The organism is Streptomyces sodiiphilus, from assembly GCF_039529215.1.
GTDB classification, from domain to species: domain Bacteria; phylum Actinomycetota; class Actinomycetes; order Streptomycetales; family Streptomycetaceae; genus Streptomyces; species Streptomyces sodiiphilus.
The window spans coordinates 95,818-115,128 of the sequence record NZ_BAAAMJ010000016.1; the positions used below are offsets into that span (position 1 = coordinate 95,818).

The 19,311-nt window shown below is 73.1% G+C and carries 12 protein-coding genes; 4 read left to right on the forward strand and 8 right to left on the reverse strand.

The window, feature by feature from the left end; genetic code table 11:
• Positions 1–13: 13 nt before the first annotated feature.
• Positions 14–886, reverse strand: coding sequence for a LacI family DNA-binding transcriptional regulator (locus ABD299_RS10100; RefSeq protein WP_344260636.1), 873 nt, complete (start codon positions 884–886; stop codon positions 14–16).
• 1 nt (position 887) lies between these two features.
• The gene (locus ABD299_RS10105; RefSeq protein ID WP_344260637.1) at positions 888–3,371 is read right to left on the reverse strand and encodes a glycoside hydrolase family 2 protein; all 2,484 of its coding nucleotides are present in this window, start codon (positions 3,369–3,371) and stop codon (positions 888–890) included.
• A gap of 121 nt (positions 3,372–3,492) precedes the next feature.
• Between ABD299_RS10105 and ABD299_RS10110 the strand changes: the two genes are divergently transcribed.
• The gene (locus ABD299_RS10110) at positions 3,493–5,694 is read left to right on the forward strand and encodes an alpha-galactosidase (protein ID WP_344260639.1); all 2,202 of its coding nucleotides are present in this window, start codon (positions 3,493–3,495) and stop codon (positions 5,692–5,694) included.
• 47 nt (positions 5,695–5,741) lie between these two features.
• On the opposite strand, the gene ABD299_RS10115 is transcribed toward ABD299_RS10110, so the two are convergent.
• The 5 genes from ABD299_RS10115 to ABD299_RS10135 all read right to left on the reverse strand — a co-directional run bounded on the left by ABD299_RS10115 (position 5,742) and on the right by ABD299_RS10135 (position 13,761).
• A complete protein-coding gene (locus ABD299_RS10115) occupies positions 5,742–7,889 on the reverse strand; it encodes an alpha-galactosidase (RefSeq protein ID WP_344260641.1) in 2,148 nt (715 codons plus the stop codon).
• 198 nt (positions 7,890–8,087) lie between these two features.
• Positions 8,088–9,101, reverse strand: coding sequence for an ABC transporter ATP-binding protein (locus ABD299_RS10120; protein WP_344260643.1), 1,014 nt, complete (start codon positions 9,099–9,101; stop codon positions 8,088–8,090).
• Positions 9,098–10,999: a dipeptide/oligopeptide/nickel ABC transporter permease/ATP-binding protein gene (locus ABD299_RS10125; protein WP_344260645.1), complete on the reverse strand. Its 1,902-nt coding sequence runs from the start codon at positions 10,997–10,999 to the stop codon at positions 9,098–9,100. The genes ABD299_RS10120 and ABD299_RS10125 overlap by 4 nt, the downstream gene beginning before the upstream one ends.
• A gap of 19 nt (positions 11,000–11,018) precedes the next feature.
• A complete protein-coding gene (locus ABD299_RS10130) occupies positions 11,019–12,008 on the reverse strand; it encodes an ABC transporter permease (protein WP_344260647.1) in 990 nt (329 codons plus the stop codon).
• Positions 12,009–12,060: 52 nt separating this feature from the next.
• Positions 12,061–13,761, reverse strand: a complete 1,701-nt coding sequence (locus tag ABD299_RS10135) for an ABC transporter substrate-binding protein (protein ID WP_344260649.1) — start codon at positions 13,759–13,761, stop codon at positions 12,061–12,063.
• A 259-nt stretch (positions 13,762–14,020) separates the two neighbouring features.
• Here ABD299_RS10135 and ABD299_RS10140 point away from each other — a divergent pair, with 259 nt between their 5' ends.
• The 3 genes from ABD299_RS10140 to ABD299_RS10150 all read left to right on the forward strand — a co-directional run bounded on the left by ABD299_RS10140 (position 14,021) and on the right by ABD299_RS10150 (position 17,938).
• Positions 14,021–15,250, forward strand: coding sequence for an ROK family protein (locus tag ABD299_RS10140; protein WP_344260651.1), 1,230 nt, complete (start codon positions 14,021–14,023; stop codon positions 15,248–15,250).
• Between the two features lie 112 nt (positions 15,251–15,362).
• Positions 15,363–17,099: a serine/threonine-protein kinase gene (locus tag ABD299_RS10145; RefSeq protein WP_344260653.1), complete on the forward strand. Its 1,737-nt coding sequence runs from the start codon at positions 15,363–15,365 to the stop codon at positions 17,097–17,099.
• Positions 17,060–17,938: a hypothetical protein gene (locus ABD299_RS10150; protein ID WP_344260655.1), complete on the forward strand. Its 879-nt coding sequence runs from the start codon at positions 17,060–17,062 to the stop codon at positions 17,936–17,938. The genes ABD299_RS10145 and ABD299_RS10150 overlap by 40 nt, the downstream gene beginning before the upstream one ends.
• A 32-nt stretch (positions 17,939–17,970) precedes the next feature.
• Here ABD299_RS10150 and ABD299_RS10155 read toward each other — a convergent pair whose 3' ends face one another.
• The gene (locus ABD299_RS10155) at positions 17,971–19,113 is read right to left on the reverse strand and encodes an 8-amino-7-oxononanoate synthase (RefSeq protein WP_344260657.1); all 1,143 of its coding nucleotides are present in this window, start codon (positions 19,111–19,113) and stop codon (positions 17,971–17,973) included.
• Between the last annotated feature and the right edge of the window lie 198 nt (positions 19,114–19,311).

Here is a 19,311-nt window from a genome sequence, read left to right on the forward strand (position 1 = left end):
ACCCCCACCGCGTTCAGACGGTGGCCGGGCAGGCGCGGACAGCGGTGGAGCCGCGCGGCACGCAGTGGGCGGTGGGCGATGCCCGGTCGGCGACGGGACGGCCGTCGATCAGCTCCAGCACCGATTCGGCGACGGACATCCCGAACCGGTGCACGTCCACACTCATGGTGGTGAGCGCGGGTGTGGCCAGCCGGCACATCGTCGAGTCGTCCCAGGCGACCAGCGAGAGCTGCCCGGGGACGTCCACGCCCAGGCCCTTCGCGGCTCCGAGGCCCGCCACTGCCATCACGTCGTTGTCGTAGAGGATCGCGGTGGGCGGCTCCGGGCGCCGCAGCAACTGCTCGGTGAGCCGGGCTCCGGACTCCTCGGAGTAGTCCCCCTCCACGGTCACCGCCTCCAGGCCCTCATCGCGCAGCCGGCCTGCCATGGCCGCACCGCGGGCCCGGGTGTGCAGCAGCTCCGCCGGGCCGCTGACCCGGGCGATCCGGCGGTGTCCGAGCGCCAGGAGATGGGCCAGCGCCTCGTGCACGGGGCCGGTGTCGTCGGTGCGGACCGACGGCATGCCCGGCTCGCCCTCCCGGTTGCCGACGACCACCGCGGGCATGCCCAGCTCGCGCAGCACCCCGGGTCTGGTGTCACCGGCGGCGAGGTTGACCACCACGACCGCGTCGACCAGACCCCGCGCGGCCCACCGGCGGTAGGCGGCGATCTCCGCGTCGTGCGTGGGCACCACGTGGAGCAGCACCGACAGCTCGCGTTCGGCCAGCCGCTCCTCGATCCCGGCGATGAACTCCATGAAGAACGGCTCGATGCCCAGCAGCCGCGCGGGCCGGGCCAGCACCAGGCCGACGGCCGCCGCCTCCGGGGTCCCTGAGTCCCGCGCCACCTCAGGACCGTGCCGTCCGGGCGGCGCACAGGCTGCCCGCCGAGCGGAGCACCGCGGGCCCGGTCAGCTCCGCGGCGGTGAGCCGGGCGGCGGTGCGCACGGTGAACGAGCGTGCCTCCCCGGCCAGCATCGGCACCAGCATCTCGTCCACCTCCGCGTCGGGGGCGAGCCGGTCGGCGAGGAGGGCGACGTCCCGGGTGAAGGACACCGCCCGCACGTCCACCCGGTAGCCGCCCTCGACGGCCACCGCCTCGGCACGCAGCGAGTCGGGGGCGTAGGCGAGATCGGCGTCCTCGCCGAAGAGGTGGACGGCCCGGATGTCGTCCGCCGTCGCCACCAGGACCTCCTCCTCCGGCCGGCCGGCCGCCACCACTTCCCCGCCCGGGTCGAGCACGACGGCCGACCGGGCGGGCACGTCCAGAGGGATCCTAGCCGCCGCCCGCCCGGTGCCCGCGAAGGTCTGCCGCTCCAGGCGCACCTCGCCCTCCCAGGGGAGGGCGGTGTCGTTCACGGCCACCAGTGCGAGTGCTCCGTCGCGGGGCTGGAAGGTCAGCAGACGCGGGGCGTAGGCGTGGCGCAGCGCGTACCACAGGGGCTTGCGCCGCTCGTCGCCGTCGACGGCCGCCCAGGAGGTGACCGGCCAGCAGTCGTTGAGCTGCCAGACCAGCGCGCCGGCGGTCCGGGGCCACCAGGACCGGAAGTGCTCGATGCCGAAGGCGACGGCCCGGGCCTGGTTGAGCTGGGTGGCCCAGTGCCAGTCGGCGAAGTCCGCGGGCACCGGAAGATGGGGGGCCAGGCCGCGCTCCAGCTTGCCGTTGCCGTCCTCCGCCTTCTGGTGCAGCAGGAAGCCCGGGGCGTGCGGGGTCAGCGGCTCGTCGTGCACGGAGCGGATCAGCGTCGACCAGGCCGGTGGCCCCTGGAAGCCGAACTCCGAGCAGAACCTCGGTACATGAGCGCGGTACTCGGTGTAGTCCAACCGGTTCCACACCTCCCACTCGTGGCGGCAGCCGTGGTCCTGGTCGTTGGGGTGCACCTCGTCGATCCCGGCACCGGGACTGAAGGGGCTGCCCTCGGCGTAGAAGCGGGTGGGATCGAGTTCGGCGACGACCGAGGGCAGCACGCCGGTGCAGTAGCCCAGGCCCCAGGTGCGGCCGGCCAGTTCCTCGCGCCACCCCCAGTCACGGAAGCCCCACAGGTTCTCGTTGCCCCCGCACCACAGGGCGAGCGAGGGGTGCGAGGTCAGGCGGGCGACGTTCTCCCTGGCCTCGGCCTCGACCTCGCCGCGCAGCGGTTCCTCCTCCGGGTAGGCGGCACAGGCGAAGGGGAAGTCCTGCCAGACGAGCATGCCCCGCTCGTCACACACGTCGTAGAAGTCCTCGGTCTCGTAGATCCCGCCGCCCCAGACCCGCAGCATGTTCATGTGCGCGTCCACGGCCTGGCCCACCCGGCGCTCCAGGCGCTCCCGGGTGACCCGGGTGAGGAAGTGGTCGTCCGGGATCCAGTTGGCTCCCTTGGCGAACACCGGCTCGCCGTTGACGACCACGGTGAACGGGGTGCCGATGTCGTCCGGCACGGTGTCCACGGTGATGGTGCGGAAGCCGATGCGGCGGCGGGCTGTCTCCAGCGGCTCGTCCGTGCCGGGCAGGCCCAGGGTGACCCGCAGCCCGTACAGCGGCTGGCCGCCGTAGCCGGCCGGCCACCACAGCCGGGCACCGGGAACCTCCACGGTGACGGTGGCGGTGTCCGCACCGGGCGGTACCGGGCAGCGTGCGGCGTGGCCGTCCACGTCCGCGGTCACCACCAGTCCGGTGTCCTCGGCACCCTCGCAGCGTTCGATGTCCAGGTGGATCTCGGCACGTCCGGTGCCGTCGGGGGTCACCGTCACCAGCGGGCGCAGCCGGGCGATGCGGGCGGTGCGCCATCGTTCGAGGCGGACGGGCTTCCAGATGCCGGCCGTCTGCAGGTCGGGGCCCCAGTCCCAGCCGAAGCTGCAGGCCATCTTGCGGACCATGTTGAACGGGTGGGGGTAGGCGCGCGGGCGCTCCCCGAGTTCCTTCCGGATCCTCTCGGCGTACTCCAGGGCGGACCGGAAGGTGACCACCAGCTCCTGGTCACCTCCGGTGAGCAGGCCGCCGGCGTCGAAGCGGTACCCGCGGTGCATGTTGGCGGTGCTGCCCAGCAGGTGTCCGCCGAGCTCCACCTCCGCCACGGTGTCCAGCCCCTCGAAGACCAGGTCGACCCGTTCGCCGGGGGCGGGCGGGCCGGCCCGGAGGGTCCGCCGGTACCGCCAGTCCGTGCGGTGGGCCCAGGCCAGTTTCTCCTCGTTGCGGTCAAGGTAGGGATCGGGGATCAGGCCGGCGGCCAGCAGGTCGAGGTGAGCGCTGCCGGGCACGGAGGCCGGGACGCGGGCACCGGCGATGTTCCCGGGGACCGGGCCGGCCACCGCCGTCAGATGCCAACCGTCGTGCAGGGTCTGGCGCATCATCGTCGGCACTCTCCTCAGTCAGCCGCCCACCGGGTATCATCCGGGATTCTTACGCCAGTGAACAAAGTAAGTCAATGAAGACCGGACCACTCGGACAGGCGGAACAGGAAGGCGGGGCACCGTGGCACCACACCCTCCCCCGGCGGGCGGCACACCCGGCGCCGGCTGCGACGGGCTGACGCACCTGCGGGCGGCAGGGGTCAGCCTGGTGCTGGCGCTGTCCGGGGGCACCCTGCCGCGCGTCGTGCACTGGGGCGGCGATCTCGGCCCCCTGGACCCGGCCGCCCTGCGGGACCTGGAGCTGGCCCGGCGCCCGCAGCCGATCGGCTTCTCGGTGGACGAACCGGTCGAGATCTCGGTGCTGCCGGAGCAGTCGGCGGGCTGGCTGGGGACCCCCGGCCTCACCGGCAACCGCGGCGGGGCCGACTTCTCCACGGCCTTCCTGGTCCACGAGGTCCTTCCCCTCCCCGCCGCCGGCGACTCGCGGGAGGGCGGCGGGCTGACCGTCCGGGCCCGGGACGAGACCGCCGCCCTCGGCCTCGGCCTGACCGTCGAGCTCACGCCGGCCGGGCTGGTCCGTCAGCGCGCGACGCTCACCAACCTCGGGGACACCCCCTTCGCGCTGGACGCCCTCCAGCTGACCCTCCCCGTCCCGCCCGCCGCCACCGAACTGCTCGACTTCACCGGGCATCACCTGCGCGAGCGCAGTCCGCAGCGCACCGCCTTCACCCAAGGGCTGCGGGTGCGGGAGAACCGCACCGGCCGCACCGGCTACGACGCCGCCTACCTGCTGGCCGCGGGCACCGCCGGCTTCGGCAACCGCTCCGGCGAGATCTGGGCCGTGCACACCGCCTGGTCCGGGAACCACCGCACGTTCGCCGAGCGGACCTTCCACTCCGTCTCCCTGCTGGGCTCCGGGGAACTGCTGCTGTCCGGGGAGGTGATCCTGCCGCCGGAGGGTTCGTACACCTCGCCCTGGCAGTACGGCGCACACGGTGAAGGGCTCGACGGGCTCTCCGCCCGTTTCCACCGGCACCTGCGCTCCCGTCCGCACCACCCCATCGGTCCCCGGCCCGTCGTGGTCAACACCTGGGAGGCCGTCTACTTCGACCACGACCTGGACCGGCTGTGCGCGCTGGCCGACGCCGCGGCGGCGGTGGGCGCCGAACGCTTCGTCCTCGACGACGGGTGGTTCGGCGCCCGACGCGACGACCGCCGCGCCCTGGGCGACTGGTACGTCTCCGACGAGGTCTGGCCCGGCGGGCTGCGTCCGCTGACCGACCATGTCACCGGCCTGGGCATGGAGTTCGGACTCTGGGTCGAGCCGGAGATGATCAGCGAGGACTCCGGCCTGGCCCGTGCCCACCCGGACTGGATCATGGCCACCGGGAACCGGCTGCCCGGTGCCGCCCGCTCCCAGCAGGTCCTCGACCTCTCCCGGCCCGCCGCGTTCGCCCATGTGCTGGGGCGCCTGGACGCCCTGTTGACCGAGTACCCGGTCTCCTTCCTCAAGTGGGACCACAACCGGGACCTCGTCGAGGCCGGCCACCAGCCCGCGGGCCGGGCCGGTGTGCACGACCAGACGCTGGCCGCCTACCGGCTGATCGACGAGCTGCGGAGCCGCCACCCGTCGGTGGAGATCGAGTCCTGCTCCTCCGGCGGCGCCCGCGTCGACCTGGAGATCCTGGAACGCACCGACCGGGTGTGGGTCTCGGACTGCATCGACGCCCTGGAGCGCGGCGGGATCCAGCGCTGGACCAATCTGCTCGTCCCCCTGGAACTCATGGGCACCCACGTGGGTTCGGGTCTGGCGCACACCACCGACCGCCGTCATCCGCTGGACTTCCGGGCCGGGACGGCGCTGTTCGGCCACTTCGGCATCGAATGGGACCTCACCGCGGCCGGCGAGGGCGAGCGGGAACGGCTCGCCGCCTGGGTCCGCCTCTACAAGGAACTGCGCGGGCTGCTGCACACCGGCACCTCGGTCCACACCGACCACCCCGACCCCGCCTACCGGCTGCACGGTGTGGTCGCGGCCGACCGGTCCGAGGCTCTGTACGCGCTGGTCGCCACGGCCAGTTCCGAGCTGTACCCGCCGGGTCCGGTCACGCTGCCCGGCCTGGCCCCGGATGCCGTCTACCACGTACGGCCCCAGCCTCCGGGGGACGTCCCCGACGGCAACGCCCACCGGTGGGGCGCGGAACTCCCCTGGTGGAGCCCGCGGGGCGTCCGGCTTCCCGGCCGGGTCCTGGGCGGCCCCGGGCTGCAGGCCCCGGTGCTCTTCCCGGAGCGCCTGGCCCTGCTGCGGGCGACTCGTCAGTGACCGCCGGGCGCCCGGGACGGGCCTGACCGGCCCGGGCACGGCACGGCTCAGGACGGGCTCAGGCGAATCACCCGGGCGGCGGCAACCGGGCCGTCGGCGGGAACGGCGATCCGCAGGACACCGCCCCCGGCGTCCCATCGCAGGTCCCATGGCCCGGCCTTGGCCGGGAAGAGGATCTGCGGCTCGGCCGCCGCGCCCCGCAGGTGCGCCACCGGCACCTCCAGCTCGGCGGGGGCTCCCGGCCGCCGCCACACGGTCAGGGCGCAGTCACCCCTCGCCTCCGGGGAGCGCAGTCCTTGCACGACCCAGGGCGTGGACGGTCCCGCCAGGCCCAGCGGCCACAGCGGCAGCGACCGGGCGATCCAGGACCGCAGCTGCTTGTGGACCGTGACGGCCTCACGGATCAGCTCCGTCTGACCTGGGGTCATGCCGTCCAGCGGGCCGGACAGGCACAACCGCCCCAGGATGCCGCCGGCCAGGGTGAAGGTGGTCTCCTCGGTGTCCGTTCCGGGCCGCGGGGACGCCCGGTTGCCCGCCTGCTCGGGCAGCACGGAGGCCGGGGCCGCGGCCACGATCGGCGGACAGAACAGCGGGTTCCGCTGATTCGAGACGGACTGGAGGTGCAGCCGGGAGAGCATGGCGTAGTCCATCCGCATCGCCCCGGAGGCGCGGTTCTCGACGAGCAGGTCCGGATAGCGGCTCAGGAGTGTGTCCAGCCAGGCCAGATGGGCCCGGTTGTGGGCCAGCAGCCCGTCCCCGGGTGCCGCTCCGTCCCGGTCTGTCCCCGGGCCGGGCATGATGCCGTAGTCGAACGTGAAGCAGCCGATGTCCAGGTCGGTGACGAGCCGGTCGATCACCTCGTTCAGATGCCCCCGGGCCCGGGGGTGCCGCAGGTCCAGGTGATACCGGCCGTGCTCCACGACGCGCTGCCCGTCGCGCAGGAAGAACGCCTCGTCGGGCAGCCGCCGCGCGACCGGCGAGCGGACGCCGACCGCCTCCGGTTCGAGCCGGATCCCCGGAACCATGCCGTGGCCGCGTATGCGGTCCACCACCTCCTCCAGCCCGGCGGGGAAGCGGCTGCGGGAGGGCTGCCACTCCTCCACGATGTCCCACCAGCGGCCGTCCTCGTCGCACCAGCCCGCGTCGAGGCAGAAGCAGTCGGCCCCCGCCCGTGCCGCGGCGTCCACCAGCGGCCTCAGCCGGGCGGCGGTGGGGTCTTCCCCCCGGGTGCTCCCCCAGTCGTGGAAGACGACCGGAAGACCGGCGCCCGGCCGTCCCCGGTGCAGCGCCCGCCGCTGCCGGGTCAGCGCACCGAGTGCCTCGTCGAGGCCGCCCGCGGCGACCGCCAGCGACACCGGCACCGTGCTGAAACCCCGCTGAGCGGTGACGGTACGGCTCCACTGGTGTTCGGCGTCGGTCGGTCCCAGCAGCGCCAGATAGGCGCCCCGTTTCCGCTCCCCCACCTCCCAGTGCCAGGCACCGTTGTGCTCGATCTGCCAGGAGAGCGCCCAGGAACCGTCGCGGGCCAGCAGCGCCCCGGTGGGCAGATGCTCGCCGGTGGACCAGGAGCTGCGGGAGGTCAGGGCGAACCGGCCGCGCGGCGCGTGAGGGTGGAGAGCCGGGTCGCGGTCCGCCGGCCCGGCCCCGCGCAGCGGGATGCGGTGCCAGCGGGACTCGGCCGCCCAGTCGCTGTCCCCGTGCAGCAGGTCCAGTTCCTCCGGCCGGCAGCCCGCGTCGTCGAGGAACGCCCCGGTGACCAGTGAGGTGACGGCCTGGAGCCGCAGGGTCCGGGCCGGCTCGCCCGGATCATCGGGCTCGGCGCGGACCTCGGTCCAGGTGCGCACGGCCGGCACCCCGTCACTGGCCTGGAAGACGCTGGTGACCATCAGGCCGGTCACCGGGTCGCTCTGCTCCACTCGGAGTTCGTCGGCGGCCTCGGCCTCCTTCCGGGCCGTGGTGTGCCGGGCGTAGCGCAGGCGCGATCCGGTGACGGTGCCGGCGTACCGGTGACTGCCGGGAGAGCGGCCGTGTCCCAGCGCCTGGACCTCCACCAGCGGGGCGCCGTCCAGCTCCGCGGGCGGGGTGTACGGGGAGCCGGCGGGCCGCAGGGAGAGGAGGCTGACGGGCAGGTTCCCGCCGATGGCGAAGTGCAGCGTCACCTCGCTGCCGGACCAGGTGACCAGGGAACGGGACATCGGGGACTCCTCGCGTGGGGGGGCGGCGCGGTGCTGCTGCCGGTGCTGGAGGTGCGGTCTGCGACCGGTGATCCGGTCCCCAACAGACTGCGGTACCAAACCAGTTGGCGGTATCTCTGACCTCCTCCGGGCTCCCGGGAATTCCGCGGGGAGACCCCCGCGCCGACGAGGCGCCCGTCCCCCGCCCCGGCGGCCGGGTCAGCCGGCCCGCCGCTCCCCGCTGTCCGCCGCGGTGTCCGGCCCGGTCGTCGCCGCCAGCGGGTGCCAGCACTTGGCGTAGTGGTCGTAGCCCACCTCGGCGTCCTCCGGGACGCGGGAGCAGGCGTCCGTGGCCCGCGGGCAGCGCCCGCGGAAGTCACAGCCGCTGCCGGCGCCGGCGGCGTATCGCTCCCCGGCGGCACCGGTCACGACCGCGGCCTCCGGCGAGCGGCCGCGGGCCCCGGGGTCGGGCGCGGCCGAGGCCAGCAGCCGGGTGTAGGGGTGCCGGGGCCGCAGGATCACCTCGTCGGCCGGGCCGCGCTCGACGACCCGGCCGCGGTACATCACCAGGATGTCGTCGGAGAAGTGCCGCGCGGTGGCCAGGTCGTGGGTGATGTAGAGGACGGCGAGCGTGTCCTCGCGCTGGAGCCTGGCCAGCAGGTTGAGGATGCCGAGCCGGATGGAGACATCGAGCATGGACACCGGTTCGTCGGCGATCACCACTGTGGCACCGGGCGCGAGTGCCCTGGCGATGGCCACCCGTTGCCGCTGGCCGCCGGACAGTTCGTGCGGTCTGCGCCGGGCGATGGTGCGCGCCGGGCCGAGATTGACGCGTTCGAGCAGTTCCTCGACCAGAGCGCGGGCCTCTTCGCGGTTCCTGGCGCGGCCGTGCAGACGCAGCGGCCGGGCGAGGTGGTGCTCGACGGTGTGGAAGGGATTGAGCGAGCCGAAGGGGTCCTGGAAGACCATCTGCACGTGGTGGCGGTAGTGGCGGTCCGGTACCGGCCGTCCGTCCGGTGCGGTGACGGTGATCCGCCCGGCGCTGGGCTTCTCCAGCCGGGCGATCATCCGGGCGACGGTGGACTTCCCCGACCCCGACTCGCCGACCAGCGCGACGGTCCGGCCCGGCTCCAGGGTGAAGGACACCCGGTCCACGGCCCGCAGGGTGGAGCGGCGCAGCCCGGAACGAAGGGCGTAGTCCTTCACCAGGTCGCGGACAGCGAGGGTGGTCATCCCGGGGTCCTCTCGGTCGGGTCGGATCCGGCGTACCGGCCGCCGGTGGTCTCGCCGGTGCGGAGGAAGGAGCCCCGCTCGCCGGTCAGGCTGGGGAAGGACGCCAGGAGCCGGCGGGTGCAGGGGTGCCGGGGGTCGCGGTACATCTGTGCGGCGGGGGCGTACTCGACGACCTCTCCCTCGTGCATCACGGCGATGCGGTCGCTCAGTTCGAGCAGCAGCGGCAGGTCGTGGGTGATGAGGACGACGGCGAAGCCGATCTCGTCCCGCAGCCTCAGGATCTCCTGGAGGATGCCGCGCTGGACGACCACGTCGAGCGCGGTGGTCGGCTCGTCCATGATCATCACCTGGGGGTCGAGCAGCATCGCCATGGCGATCATGACGCGCTGGCGCATCCCGCCGGAGAGTTCGTGCGGGAAGGAGTCCAGCCGTCGGGGGTCGACCCCGACGAGTTCCAGCGCCTCGGCGCACCGCTCCCGCCGGCCCGCACCCGTCATGCCCGGCCGGTGGGTGGTGAGGACGTCCTCCAGCTGGGAACGGATGGAGATCACCGGGTTGAGCGAGTTCATCGCCCCCTGGAAGACCATGGAGAGCTTGGCCCAGCGAAAGGCCCGCAGTTCCTCGCCGCGCAGGGCGAGCAGGTCGATGTCCCGGCCGGAGCGGTCGTGAAAGGTGACCGACCCGGAGGTGATCTCGGCCGGGGGCAGGTGCAGCTGATTGACGGCGTGGGCAAGCGTGGTCTTGCCGCACCCGGATTCGCCGGCCAGGCCGAGGATCTCACCGCGGCCCAGGGTGAGCGACACGTCCTTGACGGCGTGCACGGGGTTCTCCACCCGGTAGACCACATGGAGCCGGTCGATGGTGAGGACCGGGTCCGCGGCCGTTCCGCCGGCGCCGGTCCCGCCCCCGGCGGGCGGGTGTCCCGGTCCGTGGCAGGTCCCGGGGACCCTGTCCGCGGTGGGTGCTGCCACCGCTGCTTTCCTGCCGGACGCCACGAGCGCCTTGCCCTGCCGGCGCAGCTTGGGGTTGATGATCTCGTCGATGCTGAAATTGATCAGTGCCAGTCCGCAGCCGAAGAGCGCGATCACCAGGCCCGGCGGGACGAACCACCACCAGGCTCCCCACTGGAGCGCGAAGCCGTTCTGCGCGAAGTAGAGCATGGTGCCCAGCGTGGAGGCATTGGAGGCACCCAGCCCGAGGAAGGACAGGCCGGCCTCGGCGAGGATCGCGGCGATGACGGCGAAGACGAACTGCGAGGCCAGCAGCGGGAGGAGATTGGGCAGGATCTCCACGGCGACGATCCGCCAGCGCTTCTCGCCGGCGACCCGGGCGGCGGCCACGTAGTCCCGGTTGCGCAGGGACAGGGTCTGGGAGCGCAGGACCCGGGCGGACGCCGCCCATCCGGTGATGGCCAGCACGACAGCGATGGTCCAGGCCCCGCGCCGGGAGGCGGGCACGAAGCCGGCGATGACGATGACCAGCGGCAGACCGGGAATCACCAGCATCACGTTGGAGAACAGCGAGAAGCCCTCGTCGACCACGCCGCCGAGGTATCCGCCGATGATGCCGAAGAACGCCGACAGCAGCGTCGCCATGACCCCGACGAGCAGGCCGATCTGCAGCGAGCCCCGGGTGGCGTGGGCGAGCTGGGCGAGCACGTCCTGGCCGGTCTGGGTGGTGCCCAGCCAGTGCTCGCCGCCCGGTGCGGTCATCCCGATGCTGCTGATGGCGTCCGGGTCGCCCATCAGCCACGGGCCGACGACGCCGAACAGGGTGATGCCGGTCACGAGTGCCAGGCCGGTGCCCAGCTTGGGGGACCAGCCCGGCAGCATGGCACGCCGGCCGCTGGAACGGCCTTCCTCGTCGGCGGTCCCGGTGAGGGTGCTGATGTCCGTCACGATGCCGGCTCCTCGGCTGTCAGGTCTCGACGCGAGTGCGGGGGTCGATGGCGCCGTGGAACAGATCGACGATCAGGTTGGCACCCAGCACCGCTACCGTGATGACGAGGAAGATCCCCTGCATCAGGGCGTAGTCGTTGTTCTGCACTGCCTGGAGCAGCTTGGAGCCGATGCCCGGGTAGGAGAAGACCTGCTCGGTGATGATGGAGCCGGCGACCACGAAGCCGAGGGAGATGGCGAATCCGGCCATGGACGGCAGGATCGCGTTCCGCGCCGCATAGCGGGTCATGATCCGCCGCTCGCGCAGCCCTTTCGCCCGGGCGGTCAGGACGTAGTCCTCGGACATGGTGGAGACCATCATGTTGCGCATGCCCAGCAGCCAGCCGCCCACGGAGGAGATGACGACGGTCAGGGCCGGCAGGAAGCCGTGGTGGACGGCGGAGGCGATGAACTCCCCGTTCCACCCCGGATTCAGGGCGACGTCGTAGCCGCCCTGGAGCGGGAACCAGCCCAGTACCGAGGAGAACAGCGCCACCAGCAGCAGCGCCAGCCAGAAGTAGGGCACCGCGGACAGCACGGTGGTGGCCGGCACCAGAGTGTCGGTCCAGCTGCCGCGGCGCCAGCCCACGACGGTTCCCAGCAGGATGCCGAGGACGAACGACAGCAGCGTCGCGATGCCCACCAGGACGACCGTCCACGGCAGCGACTGCGCGATGACCTCGGATACGTCCGCGGGGTAGACACTGACCGACACCCCGAGGTCGCCACGTGCCATGTTCGCCAGGTAGGCGACGTACTGGTTCCACAGCGGCTCGTCGCTGTCGGTGCCGAGGAGGAGTTCGTAGGAGCGGCGCAGCGACGGGTCCACCACGCCGCCTCTCTGCTGGAGCTTGGCGAGGAGAACATCCACCGGATTGCCCGGCATCAGCCTCGGAATGAAGAAGTTGAGCGTCAGGGCGGCCCACAGGGCGACCAGATAGAACCCGCACTTGCGAACGTAGTACCTCATCGGTTGCCGCCGATCACCAGATCTCCTCCTCGGCCCGGGTCGCGGAGGGGAGTCAGCGGCCGGCCGGTGCGAGGTGGAGGAGGATCTGCGAGTGGTCGGGCCGGCTCCAGACAGCCGGGAAGGCGTACAGGTCGTCCTCGGTGGGCCAGCCGGTGAACTTCGCCGCGTTGTACTGGCTGGAGGTCCCGCTGGTCAGGACGGGGATGTAGGGCATGTCCTGCTCGGCCGCGCGCTGGATGATGCCGAACTGTTCCTGGCGGGCCGCGGTGTCCTGCGGATCGATCCGCTTGAGGGCGTCCAGGGCGGCGTCCACCTCGTCGTCGGTGAACCGGGCGAAGTTCGGGTTGGCGCTCGATCCGACCTCCGCGGTGTTCTCCGAGGCGAAGAAGTAGCTGTAGAGGTAGTAGGGGTCGGGGGCCGGGCCCTGGTAGAGGGAGTCGATGAGCAGTTGGTAGTCGCCCCGGGCACGGGCGTCGGACCATTCGTTCCAGGAGGACTGCTGCGCGGTGATCTCGATGCCCATGGCCTTCAGTTGCTGGCCGAGGGTGTTCACCGCGGTGATGTAGTCGGTCCAGCCGGAGACCACGCTCACGGACATCGACAGGCGCTCGCCGTCCTTGGCGTAGATGCCGTCCCCGCCCTTGGCCCAGCCGGCGCCCTCCAGGAGCCGCGCCACCCGGCCGGGATCGGGCTCCATGGGGGCGACAGTGTTCTCCAGACCGGGGGACAGCAGTGCCTCGTCGCGCTCGAGCAGGGCGAACCCGGGCGAGATCTCGCTGGCCGTGCCCTCGAAGGCGAGGGTGTTGAGCTGGGTGCGGTCCATCGCGTAGTACACGGCCCGGCGGACGGCCGGGTCGATCTGCGGGCCGGTGCATCCCAGACCCGCGTCCGAGCAGGTGAGCAGCGCGATCTGGTACAGCGGGACGATGATGCCCTGGTAACCGGGGTAGTTCTGCCCGACGTTGTGGATGTCCGGCACCGGTCCGGTCTGCCAGTCGACGGTGCCCGCCGACAGGGCGTCGGCGCCGGCCTGGTTTCCGGAGAGTGCCACGAAGCGGATCTTCTCGAGCTCGGGCTTCCCCCCGTGGTAGCCGGGGTTGGCGGTCAGGGTGAACGCCTGGGCCTTGAAGTCGTCCAGCATGAAGGGTCCGGTGCCGACCGGTTCCCGGACCGTGTCGTTGGCCGGGTCCTCGATCCGGGACCAGAGGTGCTCGGGCACGATCCAGATCCGGCCCAGGAGCTGCGGGCCCTCCATGAAGGACGGCTCGTCGAAGCGGATCACCAGCTCCGTGTCGCTGACCACCTCTGTCTCGCCCGTGAAGCCGGTGGTGTTGAGGGCGGGCTCCTCCAGGAGGAGGTCGAAGGTGAACTTCACGTCGTCGGCGGAGAAGGGCTCGCCGTCGGTCCAGGAGACGTCGTCCCGGACGGTCACCGACAGCTCGGTGCCCTCGTCGTTCCAGGAGAAACCGGTGCCCAGCCTCGGCACCGGTTCCGTCTCGCGCGCCTGGTTGAAGTAGAACAGCGGCTCGAAGATGGTGCCCGGCCCCTCGATCATGCTGGGCGAGTACGGATTGAAGTTTGCCTGGTAGTCGCCTGCTTGCCCGGTGTACGCGACCAGGGTGCCGGGCGGAGTCGCGCCTCCGTTGCCGGCCCCGTCACCGGAACCCCCGGAGCACGCGGTGGCCAGCACAGCGGCCGCCACCACCCCGGCAGCTGCCTTGAGTGCGTCCGTGCGCCGTCGCCGCTGGGCCATCTTCCGGTCCTCTCATGGGATCCGCCGGGTTTCAGGATTGTTAAGCAGCCAAAGAAAGAAAGTCAACCCCTTGCGGTGAGCGGCATCCACGGGCCGGTCCCGCCATTCCGAGGGGTTCGTCAAGCAAATGAACTAAGCTTTGCCCGGCGCCGTGGCGCCAGCCGTTCAGGGGCCTTCGCGCCCCCCGTCCCACCTACGGAACCGGGAGGCGCCCATGGGCGGACCGGGGGCCACTCCCCACGCAAGCAGCAGATCGGCCGTGCTCGACGTGATCCGGGCAGCGGGCACCATCAGCCGGGTGGGGCTCATCAAGGCGACCGGCTTCACGGGAGCAACCATCTCCACCGTCGTGCGCCGGCTCATCGACGACGGGCTGGTGGTGGAGACCGGACGGGCGGAGTCCACCGGGGGGAAACCGAGAGTCCTGCTGGCCCTCAACCAGTCCTCCCGCTACGCCATCGGGGTGCACCTGGACCATGCCGGTATCACCTACGTCCTGACCAACCTCGGCGGATCGGTCGTCGCCCGGATGTCGCGGGCCGGGGCCGGCGCCACCGGCCCCGGCGAAGTGGTGGAACGGATGGCCGAAGAGATCGACGGCGTCATCGAGGGCGTCGGGGTGGACCGGAGCCTGGTGCTCGGCCTGGGGCTGGTCTCCCCCGGACCGCTGACCGCGACCGCCGGCATGCAGCCGACGCCGCCCGCGATGCGGCACTGGGAGGACTTCCCGCTGGACGGCGCGCTGCGGGAGGCCACCGGGCTCCCCGTGGTGCTGGACAACGACGCCACCGCCGCCGCGCTCGGCGAACACTGGTCCGGAGGTGTCAACGGCACCTCCACCTTCGCAGCCGTGTACATGGGGACCGGCATCGGAGCGGGCCTCCTCATCAACGGCATCACCTACCGGGGGGCCAGCGGGAACGCCGGCGAGATCGGCCACATCTGCCTGGACATCGACGGGCCGGAGTGCTGGTGCGGAGCCCGCGGCTGCACCGAGGTCCTGGCCGGTCCGGCAGCCGTCGTCGCCTCGGCCCTGGCGGACCCGGTGGTCGCCCGCGCCGCGGGGCTCGACAGCGGCGCGGACCGCTCCCGCTCCTCGGTGGCGGCGGACTTCGCGGCCGTCACCCGCGCCGCGCGGCGGGGCCAGGAGGGGGCACGCGCCCTGCTGGAGGACTCGGCCCGCCACCTCGCGGTCGCCGCCCGCACCTTCGCCAACGTCATGGACCTGGAGCAGCTGGTGCTCACCGGCCCGAGCCTGGCGATCGCCGGCTCGGTGTACCTGCCGGTGGTCCAGGAGGAACTGGACCGCGCCTTCTTCGCCCGCGCCACGCATCCGGTCACCGTCCGGCTTTCCCGGTCGGCCGCCACCGCCCCGGCGATCGGCGCGGCGGCACTGGTGCTCCAGTCCGAGCTCGTCCCGCTGCGCGAGGGACACCGGCTGCCCAAGGACCTCGCCGGCAGCGAGCCCGCCCCCGCCTCCCGCACCTGACCCACCCCCGCCTTCCCGGCGAACCGGACAGTCCCCGGGGGAACCGGCACAGGGCATCGGGGTGTCTGGAAGACTGCCGGGTCCGAACGCCCGGCGGTCAGGGGGAGAAGACATGGACGGCAGGGACACCACAGGCGGCAGATGGCAGCTCCCGGACTGCACGGAGGTCCGGGAGCTGGGGACAGGAGCGAGCGGCCGGGTGGTGCTCGCCGTGCACGAACCGACCGGCACCCACGTGGCGGTCAAGTACCTGGAAGGCTCACTGACCGGGGACGGCGCCTTCCGCCATGCCTTCCGCGAGGAGGCCCGGGTGCTCGGGGAGCTGCGCTCCCCGCACATCACCAACCTCTACGAGTACATCGAGGGCCCGCAGGGCGCGGCCATCGTGATGGAGCCGGTGCACGGCGTCAGTCTGGGTGCCCTGCTGCGCCAGGAGGGCCCCACCGGCCCCGAGGCGGCACTGCTGATCCTGCGGGGCTCGCTCCTGGGGCTGGCCACCGCCCACCGGGCCGGTATCGTCCACCGCGACTACAAGCCGGCGAACGTCCTGGTGACCACGGAGGGCGTCTCACGCCTGGTGGACTTCGGCATCGCGGCGCGCAGCGGCTCGACGCCGCAGGTGGCCGGGACTCCGCTCTACATGGCCCCGGAACAGTGGAACGGCGATCCGGCGTCGCCCGCCACCGACGTCTACGCCGCGACCGCCACGTTCTTCGAGTGCCTGACCGGCGAGCGGCCCTACGCCGGCGGGAGCTACCCCGAACTCGCCGTCAAGCACCTTACCGCTCCCGTGCCGGAGGACCGGGTGCCGGAAGCCGTGCGAGGGCTGCTCCGGCACGGCATGGCCAAGGACCCCGAAGACCGGCCGGCGGACGCGGAGGCCTTCGTCCGGGAACTGGAGGAGGCCGCCCGGAAGGGCTACGGCGAGGACTGGGCCGAGCGCGGCCGGGGCCGTCTCGCCACCCTGGTGGCCATGCTGCCGCTCCTGGTACCGGTGCCTGGCTCCCCCGGGGTGCCGGCCCGGCAGCGGGCCACCACCGTGCTGGCCGAGCAGCCGCAACCCGCTCCGCCGTCCAGGCCGGGACACAAGCCGGGCGTCCGGGTGCTGCCGGCGGCGGTGAGCGCGCTGGTCGTCGCCGGGCTGCTGGCCCTGGCCGCGGTGCCCCAGAGCGACGGCGACGCGTCACCGGCCGCCTCCGAGGCCGAGGCCACCACCGAGGCCACCCCCTGGGGGGACGGAGAGATGGTGGAGGAACCGCCGGACACGGAGGACTCCGACGGCGCCTCCGACGCGCCCGGCGAGGACGAGAACGACGGCGAGGGGGAGGGTGGTTCGGACACCGGCGGGGAGGACCCCGGGGAGGAGACCACGGGGGACCGTACGGGCGAGGGCACCGGAGACGGCACACCGGGGGACACAGGCGACGGCGGGGATCCGGCTCCGGGAAGACCGGGCGGTACCGACGGCGGGCCGGGGGATCCGCCGCCCGGTGACGAGCCGCCGCCCGAGGCGCCTCCCGCCACGGTGCAGTCCCTCGGGCTGCGCAACCTCGTCCAGTCGGGCAGCCGGGCCACGGCGGAGCTGGAGATCCACACCAGTGGCACCGGCCCGGTGACCGTGCCGGTCTCCTGGCACGCCGGGTGGACCGAGGGGTCCCTCGGCCCGCAGGACGGAAACACCGAGCATGTGCCCCTGAGCGGCAAGTCCCACTACGTCGTGGTGGTGGAGCACACCTTCCAGAAGGAGAACGTCAACGTCTGCTACTGGGCGGTTGCCGCGACGGCCGGAAGAGAGGCGGGAGGGCAGCAGTGGCAGCAGATCGTGACCCAGTACTGCACGATCCACTGAGCCCGCCCGGCCCGGAGCCCTCCGGGGAGCCGGCCGGGCCGGCTGCCCGGGATCCCCGGGTCAGTGAGACGATCTGGCCTTCGCGCGTCGACCGGTCCCCCGCAGCGGAGGCGGCGTCGTCCGAGGCGGAGGGCGACGCGCCGGGGGACGGTCCCGAGCCCGGGCCTGACGGCTCCCCCGGCAGCGCGACCGTCCTGGACGACAGCCGGGCCGAGCCGGTGGACGGCGGCCCGGACCGGACGGTGGCCGCTCCGGCGGGCGGGGATTCGCCGGACGCGCTGCCGGAGACGCTGCTGCGGTTCGGACCCGGCGTCCCCGCAACCGTCGGCGGACCCGCCCCGGCGGCACCCGGGGCTGCCGGCACGGCAGGCGGAACGGGTGCCACCCTGGTGGACCTGCGGCCGCCGGAGCCGCCTCCGGCGAGGACCCGCGGGCACCGGTTCTCGTCACCGCGCAGGTACCTGCCGGCCGCCGTCGTCCTGTTCGCCGTCGCCGCGTTCCTGCTGTGGCAGCAGCGCGGGCCGGAGCTGAGCGTCACCGGCGTTTCGGTGCACACCGACGCCCCGGCCGGGACGGCGGACTGCGACAGCACCACCGAGGTGACCGCCGTGGTCACGACCAACGGCGAACCCGGCAGCCTGCGCTACCGGTGGCTGCGCAACGACGGCACCGACTCCGGGCCGATGCACCAGAAACTGGAGCGCGGGCAGCGGGAGGCGGAGCTGACACTGCTGTGGACGTTCCGCGGCCGGGGCAGCTACGGGGCGGAGGCGACGCTGGAGATCACCTCCCCCGGCCGGCATCTCGCGCCGGCCCGGTTCACCTACGCGTGCCGCTGACCGGCTCCCGGGCGGTTCAGGGAGCCGGCCGGTCAGGCGGCCGGTGCGGTGCGGACGATCACCTCGACGGCGTCGTCCAGCTGCCGGCCGGTCAGGTCGCCGCGCGCGGTCAGCCGCAGCCGGGAGACACCATCAGGCACTGACGGAGGCCGGAAGCATCCCACCGCGAGCCCCGCCGCGCGGCAGTCCGCCGCCCAGCGCACCGCCGCCTGAGGGGAGGGCGCCCGGACGGAGACCACCGCCGCGTCCGGAGGTGCCACCTGGAGCCCGGCGGCGGTCAGCCGCCGGTGCAGGAAGGCCGCTGCCTCCCGCACCCGGGCCGCCCGCTCGGGTTCCTCACGCAGCAGCCGCAGCGCGGCCAGGGCTGCACCGGTCGCCGCCGGGGCGAGCGCGGTGTCGAAGATGAAGGTGCGGGCGCTGTTGACCAGGTGGTCGATCACCCGGGCCGGCCCGAGCACGGCACCTCCCTGGCTGCCCAGCGACTTGGAGAGCGTCACGGTGGTGACCACGTCCGCGGCCCCGGCCAGCCCGGCGTCCGCGGGGCCGCCGCGTCCGCCCTCCCCCACCACCCCGAATCCGTGCGCGTCGTCCACGACCAGAGCGGCGCCGTGTTCCCGGCAGGCCCGGGCCAGTTCCGCCAGCGGTGCGGCGTCCCCGTCCACGGAGAACACCGAGTCGGTCACCATCAGGGCCCGCCCCCGGTGACCGGCCAGGACCGTGCGCACGGACGCCGGATCGGCGTGCGGGACCACCTCCGTGCGGGCCCGGGAGAGCCGGCAGCCGTCGATGAGCGAGGCGTGGTTGGCGGCGTCGGAGACGATCAACGCCTGCGGGCCGCCCAGCGCGGTGAGTGCCGCCAGGTTGGCGGTGTAGCCGGAGGAGAAGACGAGCGCGGCCTCGGCTCCGCAGAACCGCGCCAGTTCGGTCTCCAGCGCGGCGTGCAGTTCGGTGCTGCCGGTGACCAGCCGGGATCCGGTGGCCCCGGCGCCCCAGCGGCGTGCGGCGTCGGCCGCCGCCCCGGTCACCGCGGGATGACGGGCCAGTCCCAGATAGTCGTTTCCGGCCAGGTCGGTCAGCGTGGCGACGGCCGGGCGGGGGCGCAGGGCGCGCACCAGTCCCGCCTTCTCGCGGAGCACACGTTCCTCATCGATCCAGTCGAAGGCATCTGGTCGCATCTCCGGCCGTTCCTCGCTTCCTCACCCGCCCGCCACCGGCCCGCCACCGGCCCGGCATCCCGCCGGAGCCCGGCCGTACGCCGCGCATCCGCTGCCGCGCCGGCGGTTCCGGCCTCGACCGTATCCGCCGGCGGGCCCGGCCCGGGTGTGGTGATACACACACCGCGCTCGCCCTGTCTTGTGTCTTCTCTCCTTGGC